Here is a 23,169-nt window from a genome sequence, read left to right as displayed (position 1 = left end):
GCATTCGGCAACCGCCAGCGGCGCCCCGCCCTCGTTGTGTCGGTATATAGACCCCACTCCACAAAACTGTCAACAACGTTTTTGAACTTATTATGAAAAATATGACAGAGCCTGTGAATTTCGCTTTCGCATATAATTATGTGTCCCAAACTCCGCGTGGCCCTGTGGATAAACAGCGGGGTCACAAACATGCCCGATTTGCGAAATAGCGCTCCTTCACTGCGTGGTGGCTATCCACATAATGAGAGTTAAAGACACGTCGCGTTGACACAGCGATCTTACGGGGGCAAAACTGCGACCGCATGAAATAGCAAGGCGAGGCCGCAAGGCTGGTATGCTGATCATCTCGCAAAGCCTTAATCTGATAAATGGCGATAGGTTCGACACGTAATCGTATGAATGAGTATGAGGGGCATTCTCTGATCGATCCAGGCAATGAGCCTCCGCTGATTACAGACGGGCGCCGAGGCCCTCCGGATCGCCGTGAGGTTTCTGCGCGTTGGCTTGCGGGCACGTTTTTAACCGGCATCACGTCGAGTATGCTTATTGGTGTTGCGCTCTTTGCTGCTCTTGATGGGCGCGAACAGCTGGCTACGCCGCCTGAGCTTATGGCGCGCAATGCAATGCCAAGCGCCAATAATAGCGATGTTGTTAAAGGTGCCCGTGTTGCGGCGACCACCCCTATTCAGAAAAACCGCGACCGCCGACGCCTTGATGTATCAACGATGTTTAAAGAGGGCGAACGCGATGTTATTCGTACAATGCCTTTTGAACTCGTTCATATAGCGCTCGCAGATGTTCACAACACCAATCGCAGATATCCTTCATTTAACCCGCTGAATGTGTTTGCCGAAGCAAATGCCAACACCGATCCTGCCCCCCGAACCGGCTTGATCTATGGTGCCAAGGTTGAGAGTGAGGTCAGTCTGCGAACATTGGACTTTCCCTTGGCAACAGCCCAATACGATCCTTCTGACGATCTGAGCGTTGATGAGGTTGAAGAAGTCGTCCGAAATACCGGCGCATTGCTTTCCGATGGTGCCATTCAAGTCGCCTCACTTCATTATGTGGATCCATTGCGCTTTGGTTCCGATGAGGACCCTTACAATTTGCGCAGCCCCCTTGCGGTCAAGATTATTCAAGAAAATGTGAGCGTATCGCCCAGAATGGCTGAGGACGCTGTGAGCGCCGGCTATTCGGAGGAGCTGATTCCATTCCGGCGCGACAATGACGTACTCGCTGCGCTTAGCGATGCCGGCTATGAAGGAAGCGACGCCGAAGGCATGGCAGGGGCAATCTCAAAGCTGCTAAATTCCACGCGACTGAAAGCTGGCAGTGTGTTGCGGCTTGGTGTTGAGTCGGAAAACAATGCCGACCGGATCATTCGTGCCAGCGTTTATAATCGTTCGACCCATATTCTCACAATCGCTCTCAATGATAGTGAGCAATATGTTCCCGCTGATGAGCCGGAGATGACACCGGGACTTCAGGTCGCATTCGACGATAGCCCCCCCGTCATGCGCCGCGCTGAAGACCTGCCGACCGTCTATGATGGTATCTATAGAGCAGGACTGGCATATGGCATGACCGACACGATGATCCAGCAGCTGATAAAGATGCTGGCTTCCGATGTCGATTTCCAGGCTCAACTATCGCCAACCGACCAGCTGGAAGCATTGTTCTCTTTGCCAACAGGCTCCGAGAAAGCCGATGAACAGTCTGAAATTCTTTATGTAGCTGCCAATTTCGGCGGTGATCTGAAAAAATTCTACCGGTTCCATAGTGATGATGGCACCACGGATTATTACGACGAGAATGGCAAGAGCTCTAAACAGTTCCTGCTGCGCAAGCCTGTTCCAAATGGCGTCTTCCGGTCACCCTTTGGAATGCGTCGGCATCCAATTCTCGGCTATTCGCGCATGCATACCGGTGTTGACTGGTCAGCGCCTCGCGGCACTGCAATCATCGCGTCGGGCAATGGCGTGGTGGAGCGGGCCGGATGGACCAACGGTTACGGCAATCAGACTTTGATTCGCCATTCCAATGGTTATGAAAGCAGCTATTCCCACCAAAACGCTATTGCGAGCGGTGTAACCCCCGGTTCAAAGGTCCGGCAGGGGCAAGTCATCGGCTATGTCGGTTCAACGGGTCTTTCGACCGGTCCACACCTGCATTATGAAGTGATGGTGAATGGGTCGAAAGTCGATCCGATGCGCATACGCCTTCCAAGCGGCGGCGAACTTCGCGGAGATGAGCTCGTAGCGTTCAAGCGTGAACGCGAACGAATCGACCAGCTCATTCAGGATGATGGAACACCGCCGACCAAAGTGGCAGCCAGCGGCTGATCCTATTCGTGGAACTCTACCGTCACGCCTTTTTGCACGAGCTTTGACAGTTCCGTCGCGTCCCAATTGGTAAGACGCACGCAACCATGGCTGTTGGTCTTGCCGATCTTGGAAGGTTCCGGCGTTCCATGAATGCCATAAGTTGGTTTCGACAGTGCGATCCAAACCGTCCCGACCGGACCATTGGGGCCGGGCGGAATTGTCAGCACCTTGTCATTTTCGCCCTGCTTGAAGTTCAGCTTTGGATTATAGGTATAATTGGGATTGAGTGCGATGCGCTCGACCTGAACTGTTCCGGAAGGCGAAGGCGTGTCTGTTGATCCGATTGTCGCCGGATAAGCCACAATCAGCTTGCCCTCGGCATTATATCCACGCACCTGTTTGCGCCCCTTGTCCGCAATGATCTTGGTCACCGCGCCACCGGCATTCTGTCCCGTATTAACAACCTGAATCGTTACCCCGGGCGTATTGAAATCAACGCCCGGATTAATCTCTTTTAGATAATTCTCATCCATATGGAACCGTTCCGCCAGCAATTCGGTCACTGAAGTAAATGCCATGCGCTCAAGCTGAGCCTTGTGAGCATAGTCCTCGGGAATGGAAGCGACATAGGGGTATGCGGCATCCTCCGATGAGATCGTATAAGACGTGAAAGCGGGACCGCCGGTTTGCTCCAGCGAAGCATTGATCCCCTCTTCATTCAGCGGATCAAACTGCTGTCCTGTCATTTCTTCAAATGCGGCGACGGCTTTATCAACGTTACCGCCCTTATGGCCGTCGATAACGCCAGGTGAGACGCCAATTCTGTCGAGCAAGACCTGAATAGCCGTAATCTTCGCCTTGGCGCCCTGCCCTTTCGGCAGTTCGACAGTTGGAGCTGGATTTGGATGAGCTGGAATTTGCTCTTGAGGCGCATCGCTCAACCCGTCAGCTGGAAAATCAGGATCAATGAGATTGGGATCAGACGGCTGCAAACCGGGTTCGCCATTTGCAGGCGGCAAAGGCTCACGGGACACACTTCCATAGTCCTGCTCGGAGGGGCCAGATGGTTGCCCGCCATAGGGATCGTTGGGAATTGCGCCTGTACCGTAAGGATCTTGCGGCGCTTCGGGAAAGTAATCCGGGCTTTCGCCATATTGATCGTTTTGCGGCTCTTCGACAGATACAATCCTGCCGCGGCGATCTACCGTAACCCGGCGGCCATATTCATCAAAGTAGGATCGGAATGCTTCACGGCGCGGACGACGTTCTTGCGGCTCGAATAATTGTGCAACCTCAAAGGATTTCTGGTTGTTCGCATTCACGCCAGGTTCGGCAGCCGCCATTCCCATGCCTATGGTGCCCGCTGAAGCAGCGAGCAGAATCTTCATCAACGAACCGCGGTAGAACGTCATGCCTAAGCTTCCGATTTCTCTAATAACTTGTCATTAATCATAAAATGACGCGTTTTCATGTTTTTATGGTTAATGAACAGAATGATCGTCGCATTTATCGGATGAACGAGACATGAAAATGGCCGCTATGTGGCGGCCATTTTGTATCTTGAGAAAGCCGCCTACGCAGCTTCATTGTCCTCAATGACCGGACTCGCTTTCGAAGCCTTGAAATTGAGCCGGTCCGATCCAGACGTAATCTTGACAGTCGAGCCGTCCAGTATTTCGCCGAGAAGAATCTTCTCCGCTAGCGGATCCTGCACCTGCTTTTGGATAACGCGCTTGAGAGGGCGTGCGCCATAAGCCGGATCATAGCCCTTATCAGCAAGCCAATTTGTAGCATCGTCGTCGATTTTCAGAACGATCTTTCGATCGGCGAGAAGAGCCTGCAAACGCTGGAGCTGGATCGCAACAATGGTGCCCATTTCCTTGCGCTTCAAACGGTGGAACAGAATCACCTCATCCACCCGGTTGAGGAACTCCGGCCTGAACGAGGCTTTGACCACGTTCATCACATTCTCGCGCACATCCTCAACATCCTGGTCCTCACCCAGCGAAACAAGATATTCCGCGCCAAGATTGGATGTCATGATGATCAGCGTGTTGCGAAAATCGACAGTGCGACCCTGTCCATCGGTCAGGCGACCATCATCAAGAACCTGAAGCAGCACATTGAACACATCAGGATGCGCCTTTTCGATCTCATCGAAGAGAACAACCTGATAGGGACGACGACGAACCGCTTCAGTCAGAGCTCCACCTTCTTCATAGCCAACATAGCCGGGAGGCGCACCGATCAAACGGGCCACCGAGTGCTTTTCCATATATTCCGACATGTCGAGGCGAACCATTGCCGTTTCATCGGAAAACAGGAACGAAGCCAGCGATTTTGTCAGCTCGGTTTTACCCACACCTGTCGGTCCGAGGAAGATGAACGAACCGATAGGCCTGTTCGGATCCTGCAAACCGGCACGGGCACGGCGCACTGCTCTGGATACAGCTTGCACGGCCTCGCCCTGTCCAACCACCCGTTTGGCAAGTTCATCTTCCATGCGAAGCAACTTGTCGCGTTCACCTTCCAGCATCCGGTCAACCGGAATGCCGGTCCAGCGGGAAACGACCTGTGCAATATGATCCGGCGTTACGTTCTCCTCAACCATTGAGGTCGAACCATCATTCTTCTCCGACTCAGCCAGTTGTTTTTCCAATTGCGGGATCGTGCCATAGGCCAACTCACCCGCCTTTTGAAATTCACCATTACGCTGTGCTGATGCCAATGCATTGCGTGCGTCATCAAGCTGACGTTTGAGATCAGCTGCCAGACCAAGCTTCTGCTTTTCCGCCTGCCACGTATTGGTAATTATGGTCGACTGCTCTTCCAGGTCGACAAGTTCTTTTTCCAGTCTCTCGAGACGGTCGCGGGAAGCATTGTCTGTCTCAACCTTCAAAGCCTCGCGTTCGATCTTCAGCTGCATGATACGCCTGTCGATTTCATCCAGCTCTTCAGGCTTGGAATCCACCTGCATGCGGAGTCGCGCAGCACTCTCATCGATCAGGTCAATGGCTTTGTCCGGCAAAAACCTGTCCGTGATGTAACGGTTCGAAAGAGTGGCAGCAGCGACAAGCGCCGAATCGGAAATGCGTACCTTATGATGCTGCTCGTATTTTTCCTTCAAACCGCGAAGAATCGAGATTGTATCTTCAACAGTTGGCTCATCGACAAACACTGGCTGGAAACGCCGCGCAAGGGCAGCATCTTTCTCGACATGTTTGCGATATTCATCAAGCGTGGTGGCGCCAACGCAATGAAGTTCGCCCCGGGCAAGCGCTGGCTTCAGCAGGTTCGATGCATCCATCGCACCTTCGCTTTTGCCCGCGCCAACAAGCGTGTGCATCTCATCGATAAACAGAATGATATCGCCATTTGCAGACGTGACTTCGGAAAGCACACCTTTCAAGCGCTCCTCGAATTCACCGCGATATTTTGCACCTGCAATCAATGAACCCATATCGAGGGCCATCAATTGCTTGTCCTTGAGTGATTCAGGCACATCACCATTGATAATACGCAGCGCCAGTCCCTCGGCGATAGCTGTTTTACCAACGCCAGGTTCACCGATAAGCACCGGATTATTCTTGGTGCGGCGCGACAAGACCTGAATTGTCCGGCGAATTTCATCATCGCGGCCAATGACAGGGTCAAGTTTCCCCGCCCGCGCATCGGCAGTCAGATCTCGTGCATATTTCTTCAAGGCATCATAGCTGTTTTCCGCCGAAGCAGAATCAGCCGTCCGGCCTTTGCGGATATCGTTGATAACTGCATTGAGACCCGCAGCCGTAACGCCGGCGCGGCTTAATATTTCGGATGTCTTGGACGATTTTTCGATAGCCATGGCCGTAAGCAGCCGTTCTACCGTGACAAAGCTGTCACCAGCTTTCTGCGCCACTTCCTCGGCTGTAGCAAAAACTTTTGCCAGCGGCTGGGCAAGATAGAGCTGACCATTGCCGCCTGTTACTTTAGGCAAAGCGTCCAGTGCCGCCTGCAGTCCAAGCCGCACATCGGCAATTCGCCCGCCGGCCCTTTCGATCAAGGACGCAGCAAGACCTTCTTCATCGTCAACCAAGACTTTCAGAAGATGCTCTGGGGTAAATTGCTGATTATTGGATGAGAGGGCAAAAGTCTGCGCGGACTGTATGAAACCGCGAACCCGTTCGGTATATTTTTCAATGTTCATTCTTGTCTCCTTTTACCCGGCAACCCGATTTCGGCATTGCCTGGCGTGTTGGTGACGGATCCCCTGCAACGAGGCAGATCCATTCGCTCGATGCTGATATGGGAATATTATCCCCGGGGTACAAGACCGGATATTCTGCTTTTATGACGCTTTAAATCTAGCATGTATGCCCCCTCCTTGCCACGCCCGCTTTTGCGTCTGGCTATTGCTTGGTGGGAAAGACGGGCGGTCATCGAAGCGCGTCTTTGTAGTAGGTTAAGCGATCCGAAGACCGCCCGTCCGGCGATTTTGCATTCTGCCCGTTCCGCTTGGGAGGCCTCGGCTACCCAAGGCATGCCATTTGCGGCACGCCATGCGTTAGCCTTGCGCCCCTTAAAGTGCTCGTCCAGCACGCGCCGTTCCTAGTAACGGCAGGGGAACCCTTGGACAGAACGTCCCCGGATAGCGGGTCCGTAACCCGCCATCGGAGGCGCCCATCCTTCCCCAAACTTCGAACGGCTCCGGAAGCTGTTCCCCGCGGGAAGGACAGGAACAGAATAATTCAGAGCGGGAACTGTTGGATAAGTTTGTCGAGATTATTTTAGGAAGGCCTGATTTGCACAAGCCAAGTGCGTCCTTCGACAAGCTCAGGATGAGGAAGGTGGGTTGATTGCAGGGAGCTATATTCTGGAACGCCGAAGATTACCTGTGCAGTTCGCCAATCTTCCTCATGGTGAGCTTGTCGAACCACGCACCAACTTCAAATGCAGTCAAATAAAAACGCCACCCGCAGGTTTCCCTGCGGGTGGCGCATTATTCAACTCGATCGGATCAAACGTCAGATTCAGCCGCAGCGCGGCGCTTTTTGACTTCAGCCACAATACTGGCCGGAGAAAGATCCGACGCAGCTTCCGGAGCGTTTGCCGCTTCCGCAGTGCCTTCAGTTACCCGTGGCTCACGCGGACGGGCAGGTCTGCGACCACGCGGTGAACGGCGAACAGCGGGCTTTGCCTCCGCAGCTTCTTCCGAACCAGCAGCGACAGCTTCAACTTCCTGATTTTGAGCAGGTTGGGCCTGCGGCTGACGCTGGCTGACAGTGTCATCATCATAAGCAACCTCGGCGGGCGTGCCTTCGATGACGGGCTGAGGACCGCTGCCATTGATCGGCTGGTGCACAACGCGCTCGGGTCGGTCACGGCGTTCTGAACGTTCCGGACGATCCTGGCGTTCGTGGCGCGGCTGGCGCTCCTGCCGGTCTTGACGTTCAGGGCGTTCCTGACGCTCGGCACGATCCTGACGTTCAGGACGTTCCTGGAACTCCTGCTCGTTATTGCCGACATTGTTGCCGTCGTCTTCGTAATTATTGTCGTCATCCTGTTCCTGATCATCGCGATCATCGCGCTGATATTGAACGGGTGCTGCGGCCTGTGCAGCCATGATGATTCGATTGTAGTGTTCTGCATGCTGAAGATAGTTTTCAGCCATAACGCGATCGCCCGCACTTTGTGCATCACGTGCAAGGGTCGTATATTTCTCTGCTACGTGCTGAGCATTTCCCCGAATTTTAACGTCAGGACCGTTGCTCTCATAGTTACGGGAAAGTGGGTTAGGACCTTTGCTGCGGTTATTGTTGTTACCGCGTCCGCGCATGCGCCTATTCTGCTGTACTGGCCTCATACTTATCTCTTTTCAGAAAATCAGGGGCGCTCATTTGCTCAACATTTCGAGTCAAAAAGCTTCGCTTCTCAAGTGCCGATCTGAAGCGCGCCCCGCGCTTCAATCGCATCCAAAGTTCATAAAACTTTTGTGCTACCCCAAGAACCATTTCTCCAAAACAAATGTAGGGAGAAATCAAACCCCGGAAATTTGCGTATCAATTATCTTGATAGGCAGAACCAGAGTTGTTCGGTTTCGAGCGGTAACTGGAAACTAGCGGGCTTCTCCGCAAATTCCAAGCCTTTTTTCATTATTTTTCGATTGTTGTGAACAGAAGGGCGCGGTCGTGCCCTCCGAAATCCTGCCTCACACCGCTCATCACGAAATTCCTGGCGCTAAAAATCGCCTCAATATCCTGCCGCTGCCCTGCCCCGATCTCCAGTGCGACCACGCCACCAGGACGCAAGTAACCAGCGGCATGATCAGCAATGATCCGATAGGGCTCCAGCCCGTCTGGACCTCCATCCAGCGCCCGAACCGGATCATGAAGAACAACTTCTCTTTGCAACTGCGCAATATCGCTAGTGCGGATATAGGGCGGATTGGAAATAATCATGTCATATGAACCAGTTAGCTCCGAAAACCAGTTGGATGACAATGCCGCAAAACGCGAAGAAACATTCGAAAGCACCGCATTTTCACGCGCGGTAGCAAGGGCACCGGCTGATATATCCACGCCCACGGCGCGCAATTGCGGCAACTGATCGAGCAGCGAAAGGGCGATCGCTCCTGTTCCTGTTCCAAGGTCAACAATGTCGGCGACACCATGGTTGGAAATGCGGTTTTGGAGAAAGGGCAAAGCCAGTTCCACAAGCGCTTCCGTGTCGGGACGCGGCTCGAGCGTTTCTGTGGAAAGGCTCAATTCAATGCCGAAAAATGCCCGCTTGCCGATAATGCGATGCACCGATTCACCCTTGATTCGGCGAGCAAGCATGGCCTCAAGCGCCTCATATTCATGCTGGCCAAGCTCGCGATTCGGGTTACGGATTATTTCCAGCCTGTCGCAGCCTGCAATCCATTCAAGCAAAAGACGGGCATCAAGCTCCGCAGATTCTATTCCCGCTTCGGCGAGAGAAGCACGCGCGCTCCGCAGAACATTCATCAATTGGTGTCTGTGGTCAGAAGCCGTCATTCATCTGTGCCAGCAAAGCGGTCTGGTAATCGGAAATGAGCGCACCAATCAACTCATCCAGATCGCCTTCCATGATGCGGTCTAGCTTATAAAGGGTCAGATTGATCCGATGGTCCGTGACCCGTCCCTGCGGAAAATTATAGGTGCGGATGCGTTCGGAACGATCCCCTGAACCGACCTGGCTGCGGCGGGCTTCGGAACGTTCGCTATCTGCTTTTTGGCGCTGCATATCGAACAGGCGCGAGCGCAGCACCTGCATGGCGCGGGCGCGGTTTTGATGCTGCGACTTTTCGGCCTGCACAACGACAATTCCAGATGGAATATGGGTAATGCGAACGGCCGAGTCGGTTGTATTGACGTGCTGTCCGCCCGAACCCGATGCACGCATCGTATCGATACGGATGTCATCGGGGCGAATGTCGATGTCGATCTCTTCGGCCTCCGGCAGCACCGCGACAGTTGCTGCCGATGTGTGGATGCGTCCGCTGGCTTCGGTATCGGGGACCCGCTGAACGCGATGGACACCCGATTCAAACTTCAGTTTGGCGAATACGCCCTTGCCGGAAACCATGGCGATAACTTCTTTGTATCCGCCCGCTTCGCCGTCACTGGCCGAGATCAGCTCAACCCGCCAGCCATTGGCCGACGCGTAGCGTTCATACATGCGGAAAAGATCGCCGCCAAAAAGTGCCGCTTCCGACCCGCCAGTACCTGCGCGAATCTCGAGAATGGCGTTGCGCTCATCGGCAACATCCTTGGGCAAAAGCAGAACCTGAATATCCTTTTCAAGCTCTTCAATGCGCTCTTCGATTTCCGGCAATTCAGCTTCGGCAAGCTCGCGCATGTCGCGATCGGTTGAGCCATCATCCAGCATTGCCTGCAAATCAGCCGCTTCGCTGCGGGCGGCAAGAAAATCGCGGATCTTGAATACAACCGGCTCCAGTTCGGAATATTCCGAAGCAAGCTTCACATATGTTTCGGAATCGGGATTGCTCGCCATCTGCGTTTCCATCATCGAAAAACGCTTCAGCAGCTGATCCATGCGATCCTGCGGAATAGACATCAGATTAGCCTCACAGTGATATGCCTGCCCGCTCTGCAAATTTGGTCAGGATGTGGCGCAGCGAGCCGGTATCGCCATGATTATCCATGGCATCAGCGAGTTGCGCCCCAAGCTCGTTCACGTCAAGCGAACCAAGCATTGCCTTGATCGGCCCGATGGAAGCAGGCGACATTGAGATCGAGCGAAACCCAAGGCCAAGCAGTGCGAGCGCCGAAATTGGCTTTCCGGCCATTTCGCCGCAAAGCGTTACATCCGTATTATTGCGGATGCCTGCTTCGACGATCTGGCGAAGCACGCGCAGGAATGGCACGGAAAGATTATCGAAGCGGTTGCTAATGATCGAATTGCCTCGATCAACCGCCATGACGAATTGGAACAGATCGTTGGAACCAACCGAGACGAAATCAACCACCGACATCAGTTCGTCAAGTTGCCACAACAAGGAAGGCACTTCTACCATGGCGCCGATCTTGACCCGGGTTGGCAGATTGTGAGCAAAGCGCGAAAGGTGCTGCACCTCGCGGTTGATCAATTCGCTCGCTTTGCGAACTTCGGCGATTTCAGTGACCATTGGCAGCATGAGGCGCAGCTCGCGCCCGCCAGCAGCCTTCAACAAGGCGCGAACCTGTGTGCGCAATAGCCCCGGGCGATCAAGCGTCAGGCGGATCGCCCGCCAGCCCAATGCCGGATTTTCTTCATGGGTCTCGCTGCGGAAATAGGGCAGTACCTTGTCGCCGCCAATATCGAGCGTCCGGAAAGTCACCGGCTTGTCGCCTGCAGCTTCAAGCACGGAACGATAAAGCCGCTCCTGCTGCTCCGCCCGCGGGAACGTTGATGCAACCATGAATTGCAATTCCGTCCGGAAAAGTCCGATACCGGCCGCGCCTGCCTCAACGAGTTGCGGCAGATCGACCAGCAAACCCGCATTCATCAGCAAGGTGATCGGCACACCGTCCCTGGTCACCGAAGGACGGTCGCGCAATTCCCGATAAAGTGCCTGACGCTTGGCTCGGAACTTGACCTTCTCGGAATAGGCCGCTTCAACGTCCGATTGCGGACGTAAATGCACCTTGCCATCATCGCCGTCGACAATGATCGCATCATTGTTTTCAGCCATGGACACGACGCCCTTGACCTGACCTGCAACGGGAATACCCATAGCGCGGGCAACGATCACCACGTGACTCGTCGCAGCGCCATCTTCCAGCACCAGGCCTCGCAGGCGTTCGCGCGGATAATCCAGCAGCTCGGCAGCACCCATGGAACGCGCCACAATGATCGCATCCTTGGCCAGCGATCCAGCCATGGTCTTCACGTCACGGCCCATCAACTGACGCAACAACCGATTGGCGAGATCATCGAAATCGCTCAACCGCTCACGCATATAAGGATCGGTCAGATGCATCATGCGCGCACGTGTGTCGCTCTGCACTTTTTCCACTGCCGCTTCCGCGGTCAAGCCGTTGCGGATCGCTTCTTCAAGACGGCGAACCCAGCCATTATCATGGGCAAACATGCGATAGGCTTCCAGCACCTCGCGGTGCTCGCCCTCAAAGGCCACGTCACGGCGCGACAGCATGTCATCAATAGAAACACGCAATGATCCAAGCGAGCTTTCGAGCCGGTCGATCTCGGCATCAATATCTTCATTGAACAGGTTGGTCACAACAATGCGCGGCTCGTGCAGCACAACATGCCCAAGACCAACACCATCATTGAAAGCACTGCCGGCAAAGCTCATCGGCTTGCCCATATCGAGTTCTACGCCCGGACGCGCCAGCCGCGTAAGACTGCCCGCTGCAACCATCTCGGCCAACACCATGGCCGTGGTTTCCAACGCCTCAATCTCATCTTCGCGGTAGACCCGCTTAGTCCTGTTCTGGACAACGAGAACGCCGAGGGTTCGCCCTGCCCGCAGGATAGGTACACCAAGGAATGAATTGTAAATTTCTTCCCCTGTTTCCGGCAGGTAGGCGAATGCCGGATGGGTTTGCGCATCTGTAAGATTGAGTGGACGCGCACTAGCAGCAATCGTACCAACAAGACCTTGACCAAGGCGCAGTTGCGCCAGATGAACGGCCGAGGGGTTCAAACCTTCGGTGGCATAAAGCTCAAGCACGCCATCGGAACGCAGCACATAAAATGAGCACACCTCCGCGACCATGTTCTGAGCAATGTCGCGAACAATGCGGTCAAGCCTCTCCTGTGGCTCAAGCGCCTCCGCCATCAATTCGCGGAGCCGCTTCAGCATGACACGAGGGCCGGTTGTCTGCTCGCGCGTGGGCACCATTTGCTCCATAGCATTTATTGGCAAAGCCGGAATGACCTTGCCAATGTGAACTTTAGATCATCTTAGTCGGCAGAAATACCGGCAAACAGAATCTCTTCTGTCAATGCTTATCCAGACCGTAGACAGAATGCAAAGTGCGTACTGCAAGTTCTGCGTATGGGCCGTCAATTAGAATGGAAATCTTGATTTCCGATGTGGTGATAGCTCGGATATTGATGCCCTTGTCAGCAAGCGCCCGGAAGGCCGTTGCTGCAACACCCGCATGGCTGCGCATGCCGATGCCGATTACCGATACTTTGACCATGCCAGCTTCCGACTGGATAATATCGCAGCCGATTTCGGCTTTGACCTTTTCCAGCACCGCAAGCGCCTTATCAAGATCACCGGATGGAACGGTGAATGTCATATCGGTCTTGGTGCCGTCTTCAGACACATTCTGTACGATCATGTCGACATTGATATGGGCCTCAGCAAGCGGGCCAAAAATACCTGCCGAAATACCCGGACGATCCGCAACGCGGCGAAGCGATATCTGTGCTTCGTCCTTGGCATAGGCAATTCCTGTGACAACCTGCTGTTCCACGATTTCTTCCTCGTCGCAAATAAGAGTACCGGGCGGATTGATCAGATCACCCATGCCCGGTGCATCGGGGTCTTCGAAACTGGACCTGACAAATGTGCGCACTTTATGCACCATGGCAAGCTCGACGGACCTGACCTGCAAGACTTTCGCGCCAAGCGAAGCCATTTCCAGCATTTCTTCAAATGAAATGCGCGAAAGGCGGCGCGCCTTGGGTTCGACACGGGGGTCAGTGGTGTAAACACCGTCGACGTCCGTATAGATATCGCACCGATCCGCCTTGACCGCTGCTGCAATGGCGACAGCACTTGTGTCCGAGCCGCCGCGTCCGAGCGTAGAAATACGATTGTCCGGGCCGATACCCTGGAATCCGGCAATAACAGCCACCTGACCTTCTTCGAAGCGCTCAATCAGGAAGGAGCCGTCAATATCGGTAATACGCGCAGCACCATGCGCATTGTCTGTCTTGATGGGTATCTGCCAGCCTTGCCAAGAGCGTGCATGGACGCCCATCGCCTGCAAAGTGACCGCGAGAAGACCGGCCGTTACCTGCTCACCGGAAGCAACGATGGCATCATACTCGCGCGCATCGTGCATCGGCGATGCTTGGCGCGTCCAGGCAACGAGTTCGTTGGTTTTGCCCGCCATGGCCGAGACAACCACTGCGACTTCATGACCGGCATCGACTTCACGTTTGACATGCCGGGCCACATTACGGATGCGGTCGATATCGGCCACCGAAGTGCCACCGAATTTCATCACAATGCGAGCCATGGGAATTACCGTTCTGGAAAGGCCTGAAATTATATTGGAAGAGAACCAGTCGAATGAACAGGTTCCGCGCCAGTTGAATGCGGCTTCCCATAACCAAATTATGACATAACTGCAAGAACGCGGGACGATTTGCGCCTTGACATTTTTTACGTGAATGGGCCACTCGATAGGAAGAGCAAAGGATAAGGCAATGGCCCAGGCAGAACGCAGTACAATTGATGCCGTAGAAGTGGAGCGTTTTTCACGCATGGCTGCGGAGTGGTGGAACCCACAAGGCAAGTTCCGCCCGTTGCACAAGTTCAATCCGACCCGTCTTGCCTATATCAAGGAAAAGGTCTGCGCTCACTATAATCTCGACCCGAACAGCCCCCAGCCATTCAAGGGTCTGCGATTCCTCGATATTGGTTGCGGTGGCGGGTTGCTGTGCGAGCCGATGGCACGGCTTGGCGCGACGGTAGTCGGTGCCGATGCTGGCGAAACCAATATTGAAGTTGCCAAAATTCACGCCGCCCAAAGCGGATTGGACATAGACTATCGCGCGACGACAGCAGAAGCCCTGGCCGAAGCCGGCGAAAAATTCGACGTTGTTCTCAACATGGAGGTCGTCGAGCACGTGGCTGATGTCGATCTGTACATGTCCGCCTGTTCGCAAATGGTCAAACCGGGCGGCATGACCTTCGTCGCTACGATAAACCGGACATTGAAAGCCCTTGGCCTTGCAATTTTTGGCGCGGAATATGTGTTGCGCTGGTTACCACGCGGCACGCATCAATATGAAAAACTCGTGCGCCCTGAAGAGCTGGAAACGGCACTCGTCGCAGCCGGTCTGAGTGTAACCGAGAAAGTCGGCGTGACCTATAATCCCTTTGCCGATAGCTGGAACCGCTCAAACGATACCGATGTGAATTATATGGTGCTGGCTGTTCGAAACTAAACCACGCCAGACCTAAGCAATCGTCTATCCTGCTTTTGTCGCCATCAGTTGCGCCTTCGTGGTCATGCCCACACCAACTGTAATAATTGCCGCCCCCAGCCACGTCGTCAGCCCATAGGTTTCTCCTAAAAACAGGGTTCCTGCCAGCAAGGCTACCGCCGCTCCAACATATCCTATCTGGCTGAGATAAACCGGGCCACCAACCGCTTGCAGCCGGAAATAGAGTGCAAACATGCAGGTGGAGGCCAGAATTTGCGCTAGCACCAGCCACGGCACATTAGCCAACGGCGCAACTGGAAAGCCACCGGTCATGAGCAGAATAGCGGGAACAAGCATGACCGCCGTCACAATATGGCTCCCAGCCGCCAATTCAGTCGGGTCAGCACCTTTAGGCCAATCAATGGTGCGATAAACATTGCCCAAGGCAAGAAGAACCGGAATCAACAGGCCGATTATAACCCAGAGCGGTTCGGCGGGCTGGCCCACCTGACCGCGGGTAAATCCAACGATCACTGCGCCGATAAAACCAACCAATATGCCCAAAAGTCCAAGCAGGCTGGGGCGTTTGAGTTTGAACAGGATCGACAGCATCAAGGTGAATACTGGCGAAAGCGTATACATGATGCCCGTATAGCCAGACCCAAGATGCGGGATGGCCGAAAGCGTCATGACATTAGGCACGGCATAGGAAATAAATGCGGCGATAAGGTAATAGCGCACCATATGCGCGTCCAGCCGCGGGCGTTTGCCCATAAGCAGGAAGGCAATCAGCAAAACGGTTCCCGCACCGGTTGAAATAACGAAAGCCCAGAGCGAAGGCGCAATCCCGGCAGAAAAAGCCAATTTGCCGAATGGCAAAGTCAGCCCCAAAAACGCCCCTGTTAAAAGCAGCAGCAGGGGCGCGGAATTCAAAAATTGCATGGAAAATCACCCGGGCGGTCAGAATCGACCACCGCACCATAGACCTTAGTGCTATGAGATCAATTGTGATCTTCGGGAAAGACAGGAAGCGGCATGACATCCACGCCATCTTCCAGCAGGGCTTCCACATCTTCGGGAGTGGCTTCGCCATAAATGCCCCGCGCCTCGGCCTCGCCGAAATGAATTTTGCGTGCCTGTTCCGCAAATTCCGCGCCAACATAATCCGCATTCTCGCGGACCTTCTTGACCATTTCCTTCATTTCCTTGGCCATTTCGCTCATGGCAAGGGCAATCTTCTCTTTTTGCCTGCCTGTCGAAACAGAAGGTGCCATTAGAGCTTTGCCGACCTTGTTCGAGCCGCATGATGGGCAGCTTACGAGACCTTTTTCAGCCTGAGAATCGAAGTCGTCATTGCTGCGGAACCAGCCTTCAAATTCATGGTCCTTGTCGCAATGAAGAGAAAAACGGATCATGACGCGTCTGCCAGTCTTTCGCTCCGGCCATCATTCTCGACAAGCACGCCGAACGGGCGGGCATTTTTCAAATTAGGCACTTTGGCACGGGCAGCCGCACTCAATGCCGGATCAATATCCGCAATGATGATCGCAGGATCGGCATGTGCCGCTTCAGCCAGAACTTCACCCCAGGGCGCGACAATGATGGAATGGCCAAATGTCTCGCGGCCATCTTCATGCACGCCGCCTTGCGCAGCAGAAATCATGAATGCACCATTTTCAATTGCGCGTGCACGTTGCAGCACATTCCAGTGGGCTTCGCCCGTCTGGCGGGTAAAGGCCGCAGGCGCAGTGATGACCGATGCACCAGCCAGTGCCTGCGCCCGGAACAATTGCGGGAACCTGACATCATAACAAATGGCCAGACCCAGCTTGGCAAATGGCAAATCAAGAACCACCGTATCGTTGCCAGGCGAATAGACAGCAGATTCGCGCCAGCTCTCGCCATTATCCAGATCAACATCGAACATGTGGATCTTATCGTAGCGTGTCAGGATATTTCCGTCCGGACCGAAAAAGAAGGCACGATTGGCAATTTTGCTATCCTCAACCGCAATGGCCGTCGAGCCGATATGAAGGTGAATTTTGTGACGCGCCGCCAATTCGGAAGCTGTGCGAACGATTATGTCCTCGCTCTCGCCCCTTAAGACGCTGGCAAGGGCCTTGCGATCCCGCTGCAGCGCCCCGGTCATTTCCGGGGTTTGCACATAGACCGCCCCTTTGCCAACAGCATCGTCAACATAGTTAACGAGATCAGCAGCATTGCGCTGCGGATCGACGCCCGAGCGCATCTGGATAGCAGCAGCACGAAATACACTCATTCCACTGTCCTTAAACGAGTTCGCCAGTCTTCAACAGTCCGTCAAGTCGGCCCTGGCTTTCAAGCGCGTAGAGATCATCACAACCACCAACATGGGTCTTGCCTATGAAAACCTGAGGAAATGTTGTGCGCCCATTAGCACGAGCCAGCATTTCCTGCCGTGCATTTGGTTCCACAGTTGCATTGTGCTCGACAAAGGCTACGCCCTTTTTCTCAAGCAAGCCTACAGCTGCCGTGCAAAAGCCACAGCCGTTACGCGTATAGATTGTCACATCGACCATCATGGCACTCCAATTTTTCCCTTATATAGGCGTGAAAACCTGACGGGAAAAGGCCCGTTCGTTGCGCAAAAGCCAGCTTAGACAGACAATTCGTCTCCCATAACCCTGGCGAAGGTCAATACATCGACACTTTTTGCTCCAGCCCGCAGGAGTGCGCGGGTTGCTGCCTTGACCGTCGCGCCAGTCGTATAGACATCATCGATCAGAAGGACATTGCGCCCTCGAACCTTTATCTCCTGCGCCTCAGGCACTTTAAAGGCACCGCGAACATTTGTAAGGCGCTGGCTCGGACCAAGCCCCACCTGTTGCCGCGTTTTTTTTATGCGTTTGAGGGCGTCAGGTTCAAAGGCTTTGCTGCTGACATTCGCCAGATAACGGGCAAGCTCTGCCGATTGGTTGAAACGGCGCAACCAGAAACGCCTCGCATGCAGCGGCACTGGCACGATCACGTCACAATCATCGATCAGTTCGCGCCCTGCCCGCGCCATCCACCCTGCCATCCAGCGGCTTAGATCGGTGCGATCATTATATTTGAGCCGGTGAATCATATCGCGAATGACGCCTTCATGAATTGCAACGGCGCGGGCACGGGCAAAGGGCGGTATATCCGCGATTGCCTCGGCCGATAGAATTTCAGAACCCAGATCATGGCTGAAGGGCGTTCCAAGCACCGGGCAATAGGGCTTTTCGATAAATCTGACCTTGGTCCAGCATGTTCCGCACAAGGAACCGGGTTCAGCCACATGCTTGTCACATCCGGCACAAACAGGCGGGAAAAGCACATTAAACACCTCCCGCACGGCACTGCGCGCGCCTATGCCGATGCTTGTGCGGACAGTTTTCCCGATAGTTTTCATTGCAATTCATGTCCAAGCGACGCATCTACCGGGCAATTATACATTCATCAGAGAAATTCGGAATGGATCGGCATCAGCTATTCGATCGAACTTTAGTCCTACAAAGAAGATTACGCGCGCTCAAACAGCACGGAACTTCTGCCGACTTTCTGCTCGCACGCGCAGCCGACGATCTTGAAGAGCGACTATCGGCTGTCGAGCGCCAGTTCGAAGTTGCGATTGACCTCGCCAGCCACACAGACCTTGCAGCCGAAGCGATGCAGCGCTCGGGCAAGGCTTCAATCATCATTCGCATTGAAGAAGCTGCGCCGTTCCTGACAACCCGCTTTCCCGCAATTGTCGCCGATCAGGAAATATTGCCACTTGGAGCTGCAAGCATTGACCTTGCGGTTTCCTTGCTGTCCCTGCATTTGACAAATGACACACCGGGGACCTTGCTCCAGATAAGGCGGGCATTGAAGCCGGATGGGCTGTTTCTCGGCGCCATGGCCGGTGAGAACACTCTGACCGAACTACGCGAATGCCTGATTGCCACTGAGAGTGAAATCAGCGGGGGCGTATCACCGCGTGTCGCGCCGTTTGCCGATGTGCGCGATGTCGGCGGTCTGCTGCAACGGGCGGGTTTCACATTGCCCGTCACGGATATTGAAACCTATACGGTGCGATATGATAATCTTTTCGCGCTGATGCGCGACTTGCGGGCGATGGGTGTCCAGAACAGCCTTTTCGGGCGTTCCCGTAAGCCGCTGACCCGGCAATTCTTCATGCGGGCAGCAGAAATCTATGCCGAACGCTTTAGCGATCCTGATGGCCGCATTCGCGCGACATTTTCATTCATATGGATGTCTGGCTGGGCGGCGCATGAATCGCAACAAAAGCCGCTCAAACCCGGTTCTGCGAAGGCTTCACTGGCGGACTTTCTCAAAGAGGCTGAAAAAGATTAGCAATCGCCTGTTTTCGTACCATCACTTTTGAGAATGCAAACCGAATTTGGCGTGCTTTGCAGCACGCTGCGGCGGATCGTATAGGTCGATGGATCAGCTTTCTTGATTGATCCTGTCTGGATTTCGTCCAGCGAGCGTCCTGCCGAATAATCCACGACAGCTTGACTGCTCCGATTGGCAAGCGGGGCTATGATCAGCGCCAATGCGACGGCAGCAGAGCCAAACAGCAATGTAATCCGCAGGATTCCTCCAGCTGCCCCGGACAAACCGCCGGTTCGCATCATCAGATCATCATCGATGTAATCGTTTTTGCGCGCCATAAACCACCTGAAAAATGCGCCTCAAGAATGTTTAAAAGTCGCTCAATCAGGTGAAGGATGAATTAACCGTTAGAGTTAACGGGCGAGAATACAACTTAACATTGTATAAAATTATAGAAGATCGATCAAAAACGGTATGAGCGGAATATCGGCTGCGGGCATTGGATAGTCACGCATATCTTTAGGACGCACCCATTTCAGCGCCTGCCCCTCCATCGAACGGGGCATGCCTTCATAACGCCGGCAAATGAACAGCGGCATGAGAAGATGGAATTTCTCATAGGTGTGGCTGGCAAATGTCAGGGGTGCAAGACAGGCGGGCTTGACCGTAATGCCAAGTTCTTCTTGCAGTTCTCTGATAAGGCTGGCTTCCGGAGTCTCGTTCGGTTCAACCTTACCTCCGGGAAACTCCCACAGCCCGGCAAGTGATTTTCCCTCCGGACGCTGCGTCAACAGCACCCTTCCGTCGCTATCGACCAAGGCACAGGCCGTGACCAGCAGAATCGGGAGTGTTTTGTCAGTCATGTTCTGCCCGCCAGTAAGCGTATCGGTATGCTTCTTTGAATCCCATGGATTGATAAAGGGCGATAGCGCCTGCATTACCCGCTTCAACTTGAAGCCACGCCTTGCGGGCACCTTGCATGACTGCCCACTTCAGTGCCGTTTTCACAATGGCGCGCCCATGCCCGCGACGGCGCTCAAGTTCTGCCGTTTCGATTCCAAGCAGCCCAGCCATCGCGCCGTCACATATGCAAATAGCCGCTGAGACAGGTACATCTGCGTCTTCGCGGACAAACAGGCCTTTTGCCGGTCTTATGGCGTTGATCACGTCGACCAGGCTGGATTTCTTTTCAGGTGATTCTGCCTGAACACGCAACGAGGCAGCGGCGAACCGATCAGTATCCCTCTCCGGTTCCTGCTTTCTCGCATCGGATAGATCGACATCCGCCAAATCTGCAATCATCACCAGCGATTCGTCGAATCGTGTCCATCCGGATTTTTCCAGATATGATTCAAGCTTTTGCGGTGCCAATGGAGAAAGTCTGAATATAAGCGCACGACCTGCGGCCCGAAACCGCTCCGCGGCCGCGGCCACCCGCTTTTCAATATTCTCCGTATCACCCGGATCAAGCGGATTAACCGAGTTCAGCCGTTTTGCCGGATGATTTGGAGTGATTCGGATACTCCAGCTTCCGTCATAATGGACGGATGAAGCTGGCCACGCCCGGAAGCCCAGCGCCTCTATCTGCCTGACTTGCGTTAAAGCGAACGGCATCAGCTGCGGTAATCACCATTGATCGCCACATATTCCTTGGTTAGATCGCAAGTCCAGACTGTGGCTTTGCCTTTGCCAAGACCGATATCGGCGCGAATTTGGATATCTTCGTTCTTCATATAGGCCGAGGTCGCAGCTTCCGAATAATCCGGATCGCGTTCTCCTTCGCGGGCAACGCGGATGTCGCCGAACCAGATTGCCAGAAGATCGCGGTCTGCTGGTTCGCCAGCCTTACCCACAGCCATGACAACCCGGCCCCAATTGGCGTCCTCACCAGCGGCTGCTGTCTTGACCAAGGGAGAATTGGCAATGGACAAGGCAATCTTTTTGGCTGATTTGTCCGATTTTGCGCCGGTGACCGTGATCTCCAGCATCTTGCGGGCACCCTCACCATCGCGCACGACCTGCAAAGCCAGATTCTTGAGAATGCGTTCCAAAGCCTTTTCAAAGGGCTTGAGACGCTTGTCTTTCAGCTTGGTGACAGGCGCCGCACCGCGTTCGGCAGCCGAACCGGTCGCAAAAAGCAGCAAAGTGTCGGACGTGGACGTGTCACTGTCGACAGTTACTGAATTGAAGCTCTTGCCCACCGACTTGGAAAGAAGTTCCTGCAAAACATCGGAAGCGATCGGAGCATCTGTTGCAACGAATGAAAGCATCGTTGCCATATCCGGCGCGATCATCCCCGCGCCCTTGGCGATTCCGTTGATGGTAACGGGAACACCGCCTAGCAATACGGTTTCCGTGGCAACTTTCGGGAATGTGTCGGTCGTCATGATCGCACTGGCCGCATCCTGCCAACGTCCGGAGACTGCCTGCTTTGCCATGTCGCCAAGCAGATGGCTGAACTTTCCGGCATCAAGCGGCTCACCGATTACGCCAGTGGAGGCAAGGAATATCTCACCTGGCTTGCACCCGACAGCTTTGGCAGCAGCAGCAGCAGTGACCTTGGTTGATTCCCTACCCTTTTTGCCCGTGAATGCGTTGGCATTGCCGGAATTGACAATAACGGCGCGCGCATAACCACCTTTCAAGCTGGATCGGCAGAAATCCACTGCAGCAGAGGGGCATTTCGAACGGGTGAAAACGCCCGCCACAGCTGCTGGCTTATCGAAAACCATCATGACAACATCGGTTCGGCCTTTATATTTTATGCCTGCCTCAGCCGTAGCAATCCTGACCCCCTGAATCTCGGGCATTGCTGGATAATGTTTGGGAGCAAGGGGCGAAACCGCTGTGGACATCTACAACCTCGAAGATGGAAATGAAGGATCTAAAGGAGTAAAGGCCCGCTCTTTACCAGCGGGCCTTTGATTTTTACTGCTGGCCTTCGGTGGCTGCCTTGAAAGCTTTTTCAACTTCGGGGTCGGCATAGACAATCTTCAGCGATGTCCGCTCCTGCTTGATCAAATCCGTATACCGATCGCGGATCAACATGGATTTGACCTGATCCTTCACCTGATCAAATGCCGGCGGCTGCTTGGCACGCTTGTCTTCAAGCTTGATCACATGGAAACCGAATTGAGTCTGCACCGGAGTCTTCGAGTATTTTCCAATCTCGAGCTCGTTTGCTGCCTTTTCGAACTCTGGAACCATTTGCCCCTGTCCGAAATATCCAAGGTCACCGCCCTGAGCTGCGGAACCGTCTGTCGATTTTTCCTTGGCAATGTCCTCGAACGAGGCTCCACCATCCAGCTGCTTGATGATTGCTTCCGCTTCTTCCTTGGTCTTCACCAATATATGACGGGCGCGAACTTCATTCGTCGCTGGCATTGCAGCGATTTCCTTGTCGTAGCGCGCGCGGACATCCGCATCCGTGATCTTGTCGATAACCTGCTGCTTGAAATATTCATTGTGCAGGGCGCGTTCTTTGAGGAAGGCCATGCGCGACTTGAAATCCGCCGTCTGATCGAGCTTATCTGCTTCGGCCTTCACAGCAAACGCCTTGATATCAATAATTGCTGCAAGGGCGGCAACGCGACGCTGCTCTTCAGGCAATTGGGAAATCTGCGGGTCGAGATCTGCGGATGCCTGATCCAGATCCTTCTGCGTAATCTTGTTGCCATTCACAGTGGCAATAACCGTTGTCGGGTCCAGCGGGGCAGCTTTTGCAGCCGGTGCGGGGGTCGCATCCTGGGCCAACGCGCTGTTTTGGACCATGGCCACTGTGGAAACGCCCGCCAAAAACGTGGCTACAGTCATCAATGAAATCGTCTTACGCAATAGTTTCATTTTCAATTTTCTCCTTGGGAGGATC

Annotated in this window: 20 protein-coding genes; 3 read left to right on the top strand and 17 right to left on the bottom strand. The window is 54.1% G+C overall.

The window, feature by feature from the left end:
• Window positions 1-368: 368 nt before the first annotated feature.
• The gene (locus tag V9K95_RS23370; RefSeq protein ID WP_336442372.1) at window positions 369-2,345 is read left to right on the top strand and encodes a M23 family metallopeptidase; all 1,977 of its coding nucleotides are present in this window, start codon (window positions 369-371) and stop codon (window positions 2,343-2,345) included.
• Between the two features lie 2 nt (window positions 2,346-2,347).
• On the opposite strand, the gene V9K95_RS23365 is transcribed toward V9K95_RS23370, so the two are convergent.
• The 7 genes from V9K95_RS23365 to V9K95_RS23335 form a co-directional block, all read right to left on the bottom strand.
• Window positions 2,348-3,739 carry a L,D-transpeptidase gene (locus V9K95_RS23365; RefSeq protein WP_370878731.1) on the bottom strand — a complete coding sequence of 464 codons (1,392 nt, stop codon included), beginning with the start codon at window positions 3,737-3,739 and terminating at the stop codon, window positions 2,348-2,350.
• 161 nt (window positions 3,740-3,900) lie between these two features.
• On the bottom strand, window positions 3,901-6,513 hold the full coding sequence (gene clpB, locus V9K95_RS23360; protein WP_336442371.1) for an ATP-dependent chaperone ClpB: 2,613 nt from the start codon (window positions 6,511-6,513) through the stop codon (window positions 3,901-3,903).
• A gap of 810 nt (window positions 6,514-7,323) precedes the next feature.
• Window positions 7,324-8,169: a DUF4167 domain-containing protein gene (locus V9K95_RS23355; RefSeq protein WP_336442370.1), complete on the bottom strand. Its 846-nt coding sequence runs from the start codon at window positions 8,167-8,169 to the stop codon at window positions 7,324-7,326.
• A 289-nt stretch (window positions 8,170-8,458) separates the two neighbouring features.
• On the bottom strand, window positions 8,459-9,340 hold the full coding sequence (gene prmC / locus V9K95_RS23350) for a peptide chain release factor N(5)-glutamine methyltransferase (RefSeq protein WP_336442369.1): 882 nt from the start codon (window positions 9,338-9,340) through the stop codon (window positions 8,459-8,461).
• Complete coding sequence (prfA, locus tag V9K95_RS23345; protein ID WP_115055570.1) at window positions 9,327-10,406, bottom strand: peptide chain release factor 1; 1,080 nt, start codon at window positions 10,404-10,406, stop codon at window positions 9,327-9,329. Before prfA ends, prmC begins: the two co-directional genes overlap by 14 nt.
• 7 nt (window positions 10,407-10,413) lie before the next feature.
• Window positions 10,414-12,693 carry a phosphoenolpyruvate--protein phosphotransferase gene (ptsP, locus tag V9K95_RS23340; protein WP_115055421.1) on the bottom strand — a complete coding sequence of 760 codons (2,280 nt, stop codon included), beginning with the start codon at window positions 12,691-12,693 and terminating at the stop codon, window positions 10,414-10,416.
• A 100-nt stretch (window positions 12,694-12,793) separates the two neighbouring features.
• Window positions 12,794-14,047 carry an aspartate kinase gene (locus V9K95_RS23335; protein ID WP_115055423.1) on the bottom strand — a complete coding sequence of 418 codons (1,254 nt, stop codon included), beginning with the start codon at window positions 14,045-14,047 and terminating at the stop codon, window positions 12,794-12,796.
• A 190-nt stretch (window positions 14,048-14,237) separates the two neighbouring features.
• Between V9K95_RS23335 and ubiG the strand changes: the two genes are divergently transcribed.
• The gene (gene ubiG, locus V9K95_RS23330; RefSeq protein WP_336442368.1) at window positions 14,238-14,981 is read left to right on the top strand and encodes a bifunctional 2-polyprenyl-6-hydroxyphenol methylase/3-demethylubiquinol 3-O-methyltransferase UbiG; all 744 of its coding nucleotides are present in this window, start codon (window positions 14,238-14,240) and stop codon (window positions 14,979-14,981) included.
• 24 nt (window positions 14,982-15,005) lie between these two features.
• Here the strand turns inward: ubiG and V9K95_RS23325 are convergent, their stop codons facing one another.
• The 5 genes from V9K95_RS23325 to V9K95_RS23305 all read right to left on the bottom strand — a co-directional run bounded on the left by V9K95_RS23325 (window position 15,006) and on the right by V9K95_RS23305 (window position 18,375).
• On the bottom strand, window positions 15,006-15,902 hold the full coding sequence (locus tag V9K95_RS23325) for a DMT family transporter (protein ID WP_336442367.1): 897 nt from the start codon (window positions 15,900-15,902) through the stop codon (window positions 15,006-15,008).
• A gap of 59 nt (window positions 15,903-15,961) precedes the next feature.
• Window positions 15,962-16,375, bottom strand: coding sequence for a DUF1178 family protein (locus V9K95_RS23320; RefSeq protein ID WP_336442366.1), 414 nt, complete (start codon window positions 16,373-16,375; stop codon window positions 15,962-15,964).
• Window positions 16,372-17,238: a carbon-nitrogen hydrolase family protein gene (locus V9K95_RS23315; RefSeq protein WP_336442365.1), complete on the bottom strand. Its 867-nt coding sequence runs from the start codon at window positions 17,236-17,238 to the stop codon at window positions 16,372-16,374. Before V9K95_RS23315 ends, V9K95_RS23320 begins: the two co-directional genes overlap by 4 nt.
• A gap of 10 nt (window positions 17,239-17,248) precedes the next feature.
• On the bottom strand, window positions 17,249-17,518 hold the full coding sequence (gene grxC / locus V9K95_RS23310; RefSeq protein ID WP_115055572.1) for a glutaredoxin 3: 270 nt from the start codon (window positions 17,516-17,518) through the stop codon (window positions 17,249-17,251).
• Window positions 17,519-17,595: 77 nt separating this feature from the next.
• Window positions 17,596-18,375, bottom strand: coding sequence for a ComF family protein (locus V9K95_RS23305; RefSeq protein WP_336442364.1), 780 nt, complete (start codon window positions 18,373-18,375; stop codon window positions 17,596-17,598).
• Between the two features lie 62 nt (window positions 18,376-18,437).
• On the opposite strand from V9K95_RS23305, the gene V9K95_RS23300 reads away from it, so the two are divergent.
• On the top strand, window positions 18,438-19,319 hold the full coding sequence (locus tag V9K95_RS23300; RefSeq protein WP_336442363.1) for a methyltransferase domain-containing protein: 882 nt from the start codon (window positions 18,438-18,440) through the stop codon (window positions 19,317-19,319).
• Here the strand turns inward: V9K95_RS23300 and V9K95_RS23295 are convergent.
• From V9K95_RS23295 to V9K95_RS23275, 5 genes are all read right to left on the bottom strand, one after another.
• Window positions 19,316-19,639 (bottom strand): hypothetical protein, encoded by a 324-nt coding sequence (locus V9K95_RS23295; protein ID WP_336442362.1) that lies wholly within the window; start codon window positions 19,637-19,639, stop codon window positions 19,316-19,318. The two genes, V9K95_RS23300 and V9K95_RS23295, sit on opposite strands and share 4 nt — an antisense overlap.
• Window positions 19,640-19,750: 111 nt before the next feature.
• Entirely contained in the window at window positions 19,751-20,164 is a 414-nt protein-coding gene (locus tag V9K95_RS23290) for a (deoxy)nucleoside triphosphate pyrophosphohydrolase (protein WP_336442361.1), read from the bottom strand.
• Window positions 20,157-20,915 carry a GNAT family N-acetyltransferase gene (locus tag V9K95_RS23285; protein WP_336442360.1) on the bottom strand — a complete coding sequence of 253 codons (759 nt, stop codon included), beginning with the start codon at window positions 20,913-20,915 and terminating at the stop codon, window positions 20,157-20,159. The genes V9K95_RS23290 and V9K95_RS23285 overlap by 8 nt, the downstream gene beginning before the upstream one ends.
• Window positions 20,915-22,156 carry a bifunctional glutamate N-acetyltransferase/amino-acid acetyltransferase ArgJ gene (gene argJ, locus V9K95_RS23280; RefSeq protein WP_115055440.1) on the bottom strand — a complete coding sequence of 414 codons (1,242 nt, stop codon included), beginning with the start codon at window positions 22,154-22,156 and terminating at the stop codon, window positions 20,915-20,917. The genes V9K95_RS23285 and argJ overlap by 1 nt, the downstream gene beginning before the upstream one ends.
• Window positions 22,157-22,229: 73 nt before the next feature.
• A complete protein-coding gene (locus V9K95_RS23275; RefSeq protein ID WP_307280070.1) occupies window positions 22,230-23,144 on the bottom strand; it encodes a peptidylprolyl isomerase in 915 nt (304 codons plus the stop codon).
• Window positions 23,145-23,169: the final 25 nt, after the last annotated feature.

It is taken from the genome of Phyllobacterium sp. CCNWLW183 (assembly GCF_037203775.1).
Classification (GTDB): domain Bacteria; phylum Pseudomonadota; class Alphaproteobacteria; order Rhizobiales; family Rhizobiaceae; genus Phyllobacterium; species Phyllobacterium ifriqiyense.
Note: the sequence above shows the minus strand (reverse complement) of the source record. Positions and strands in the feature narration are given on the sequence as shown.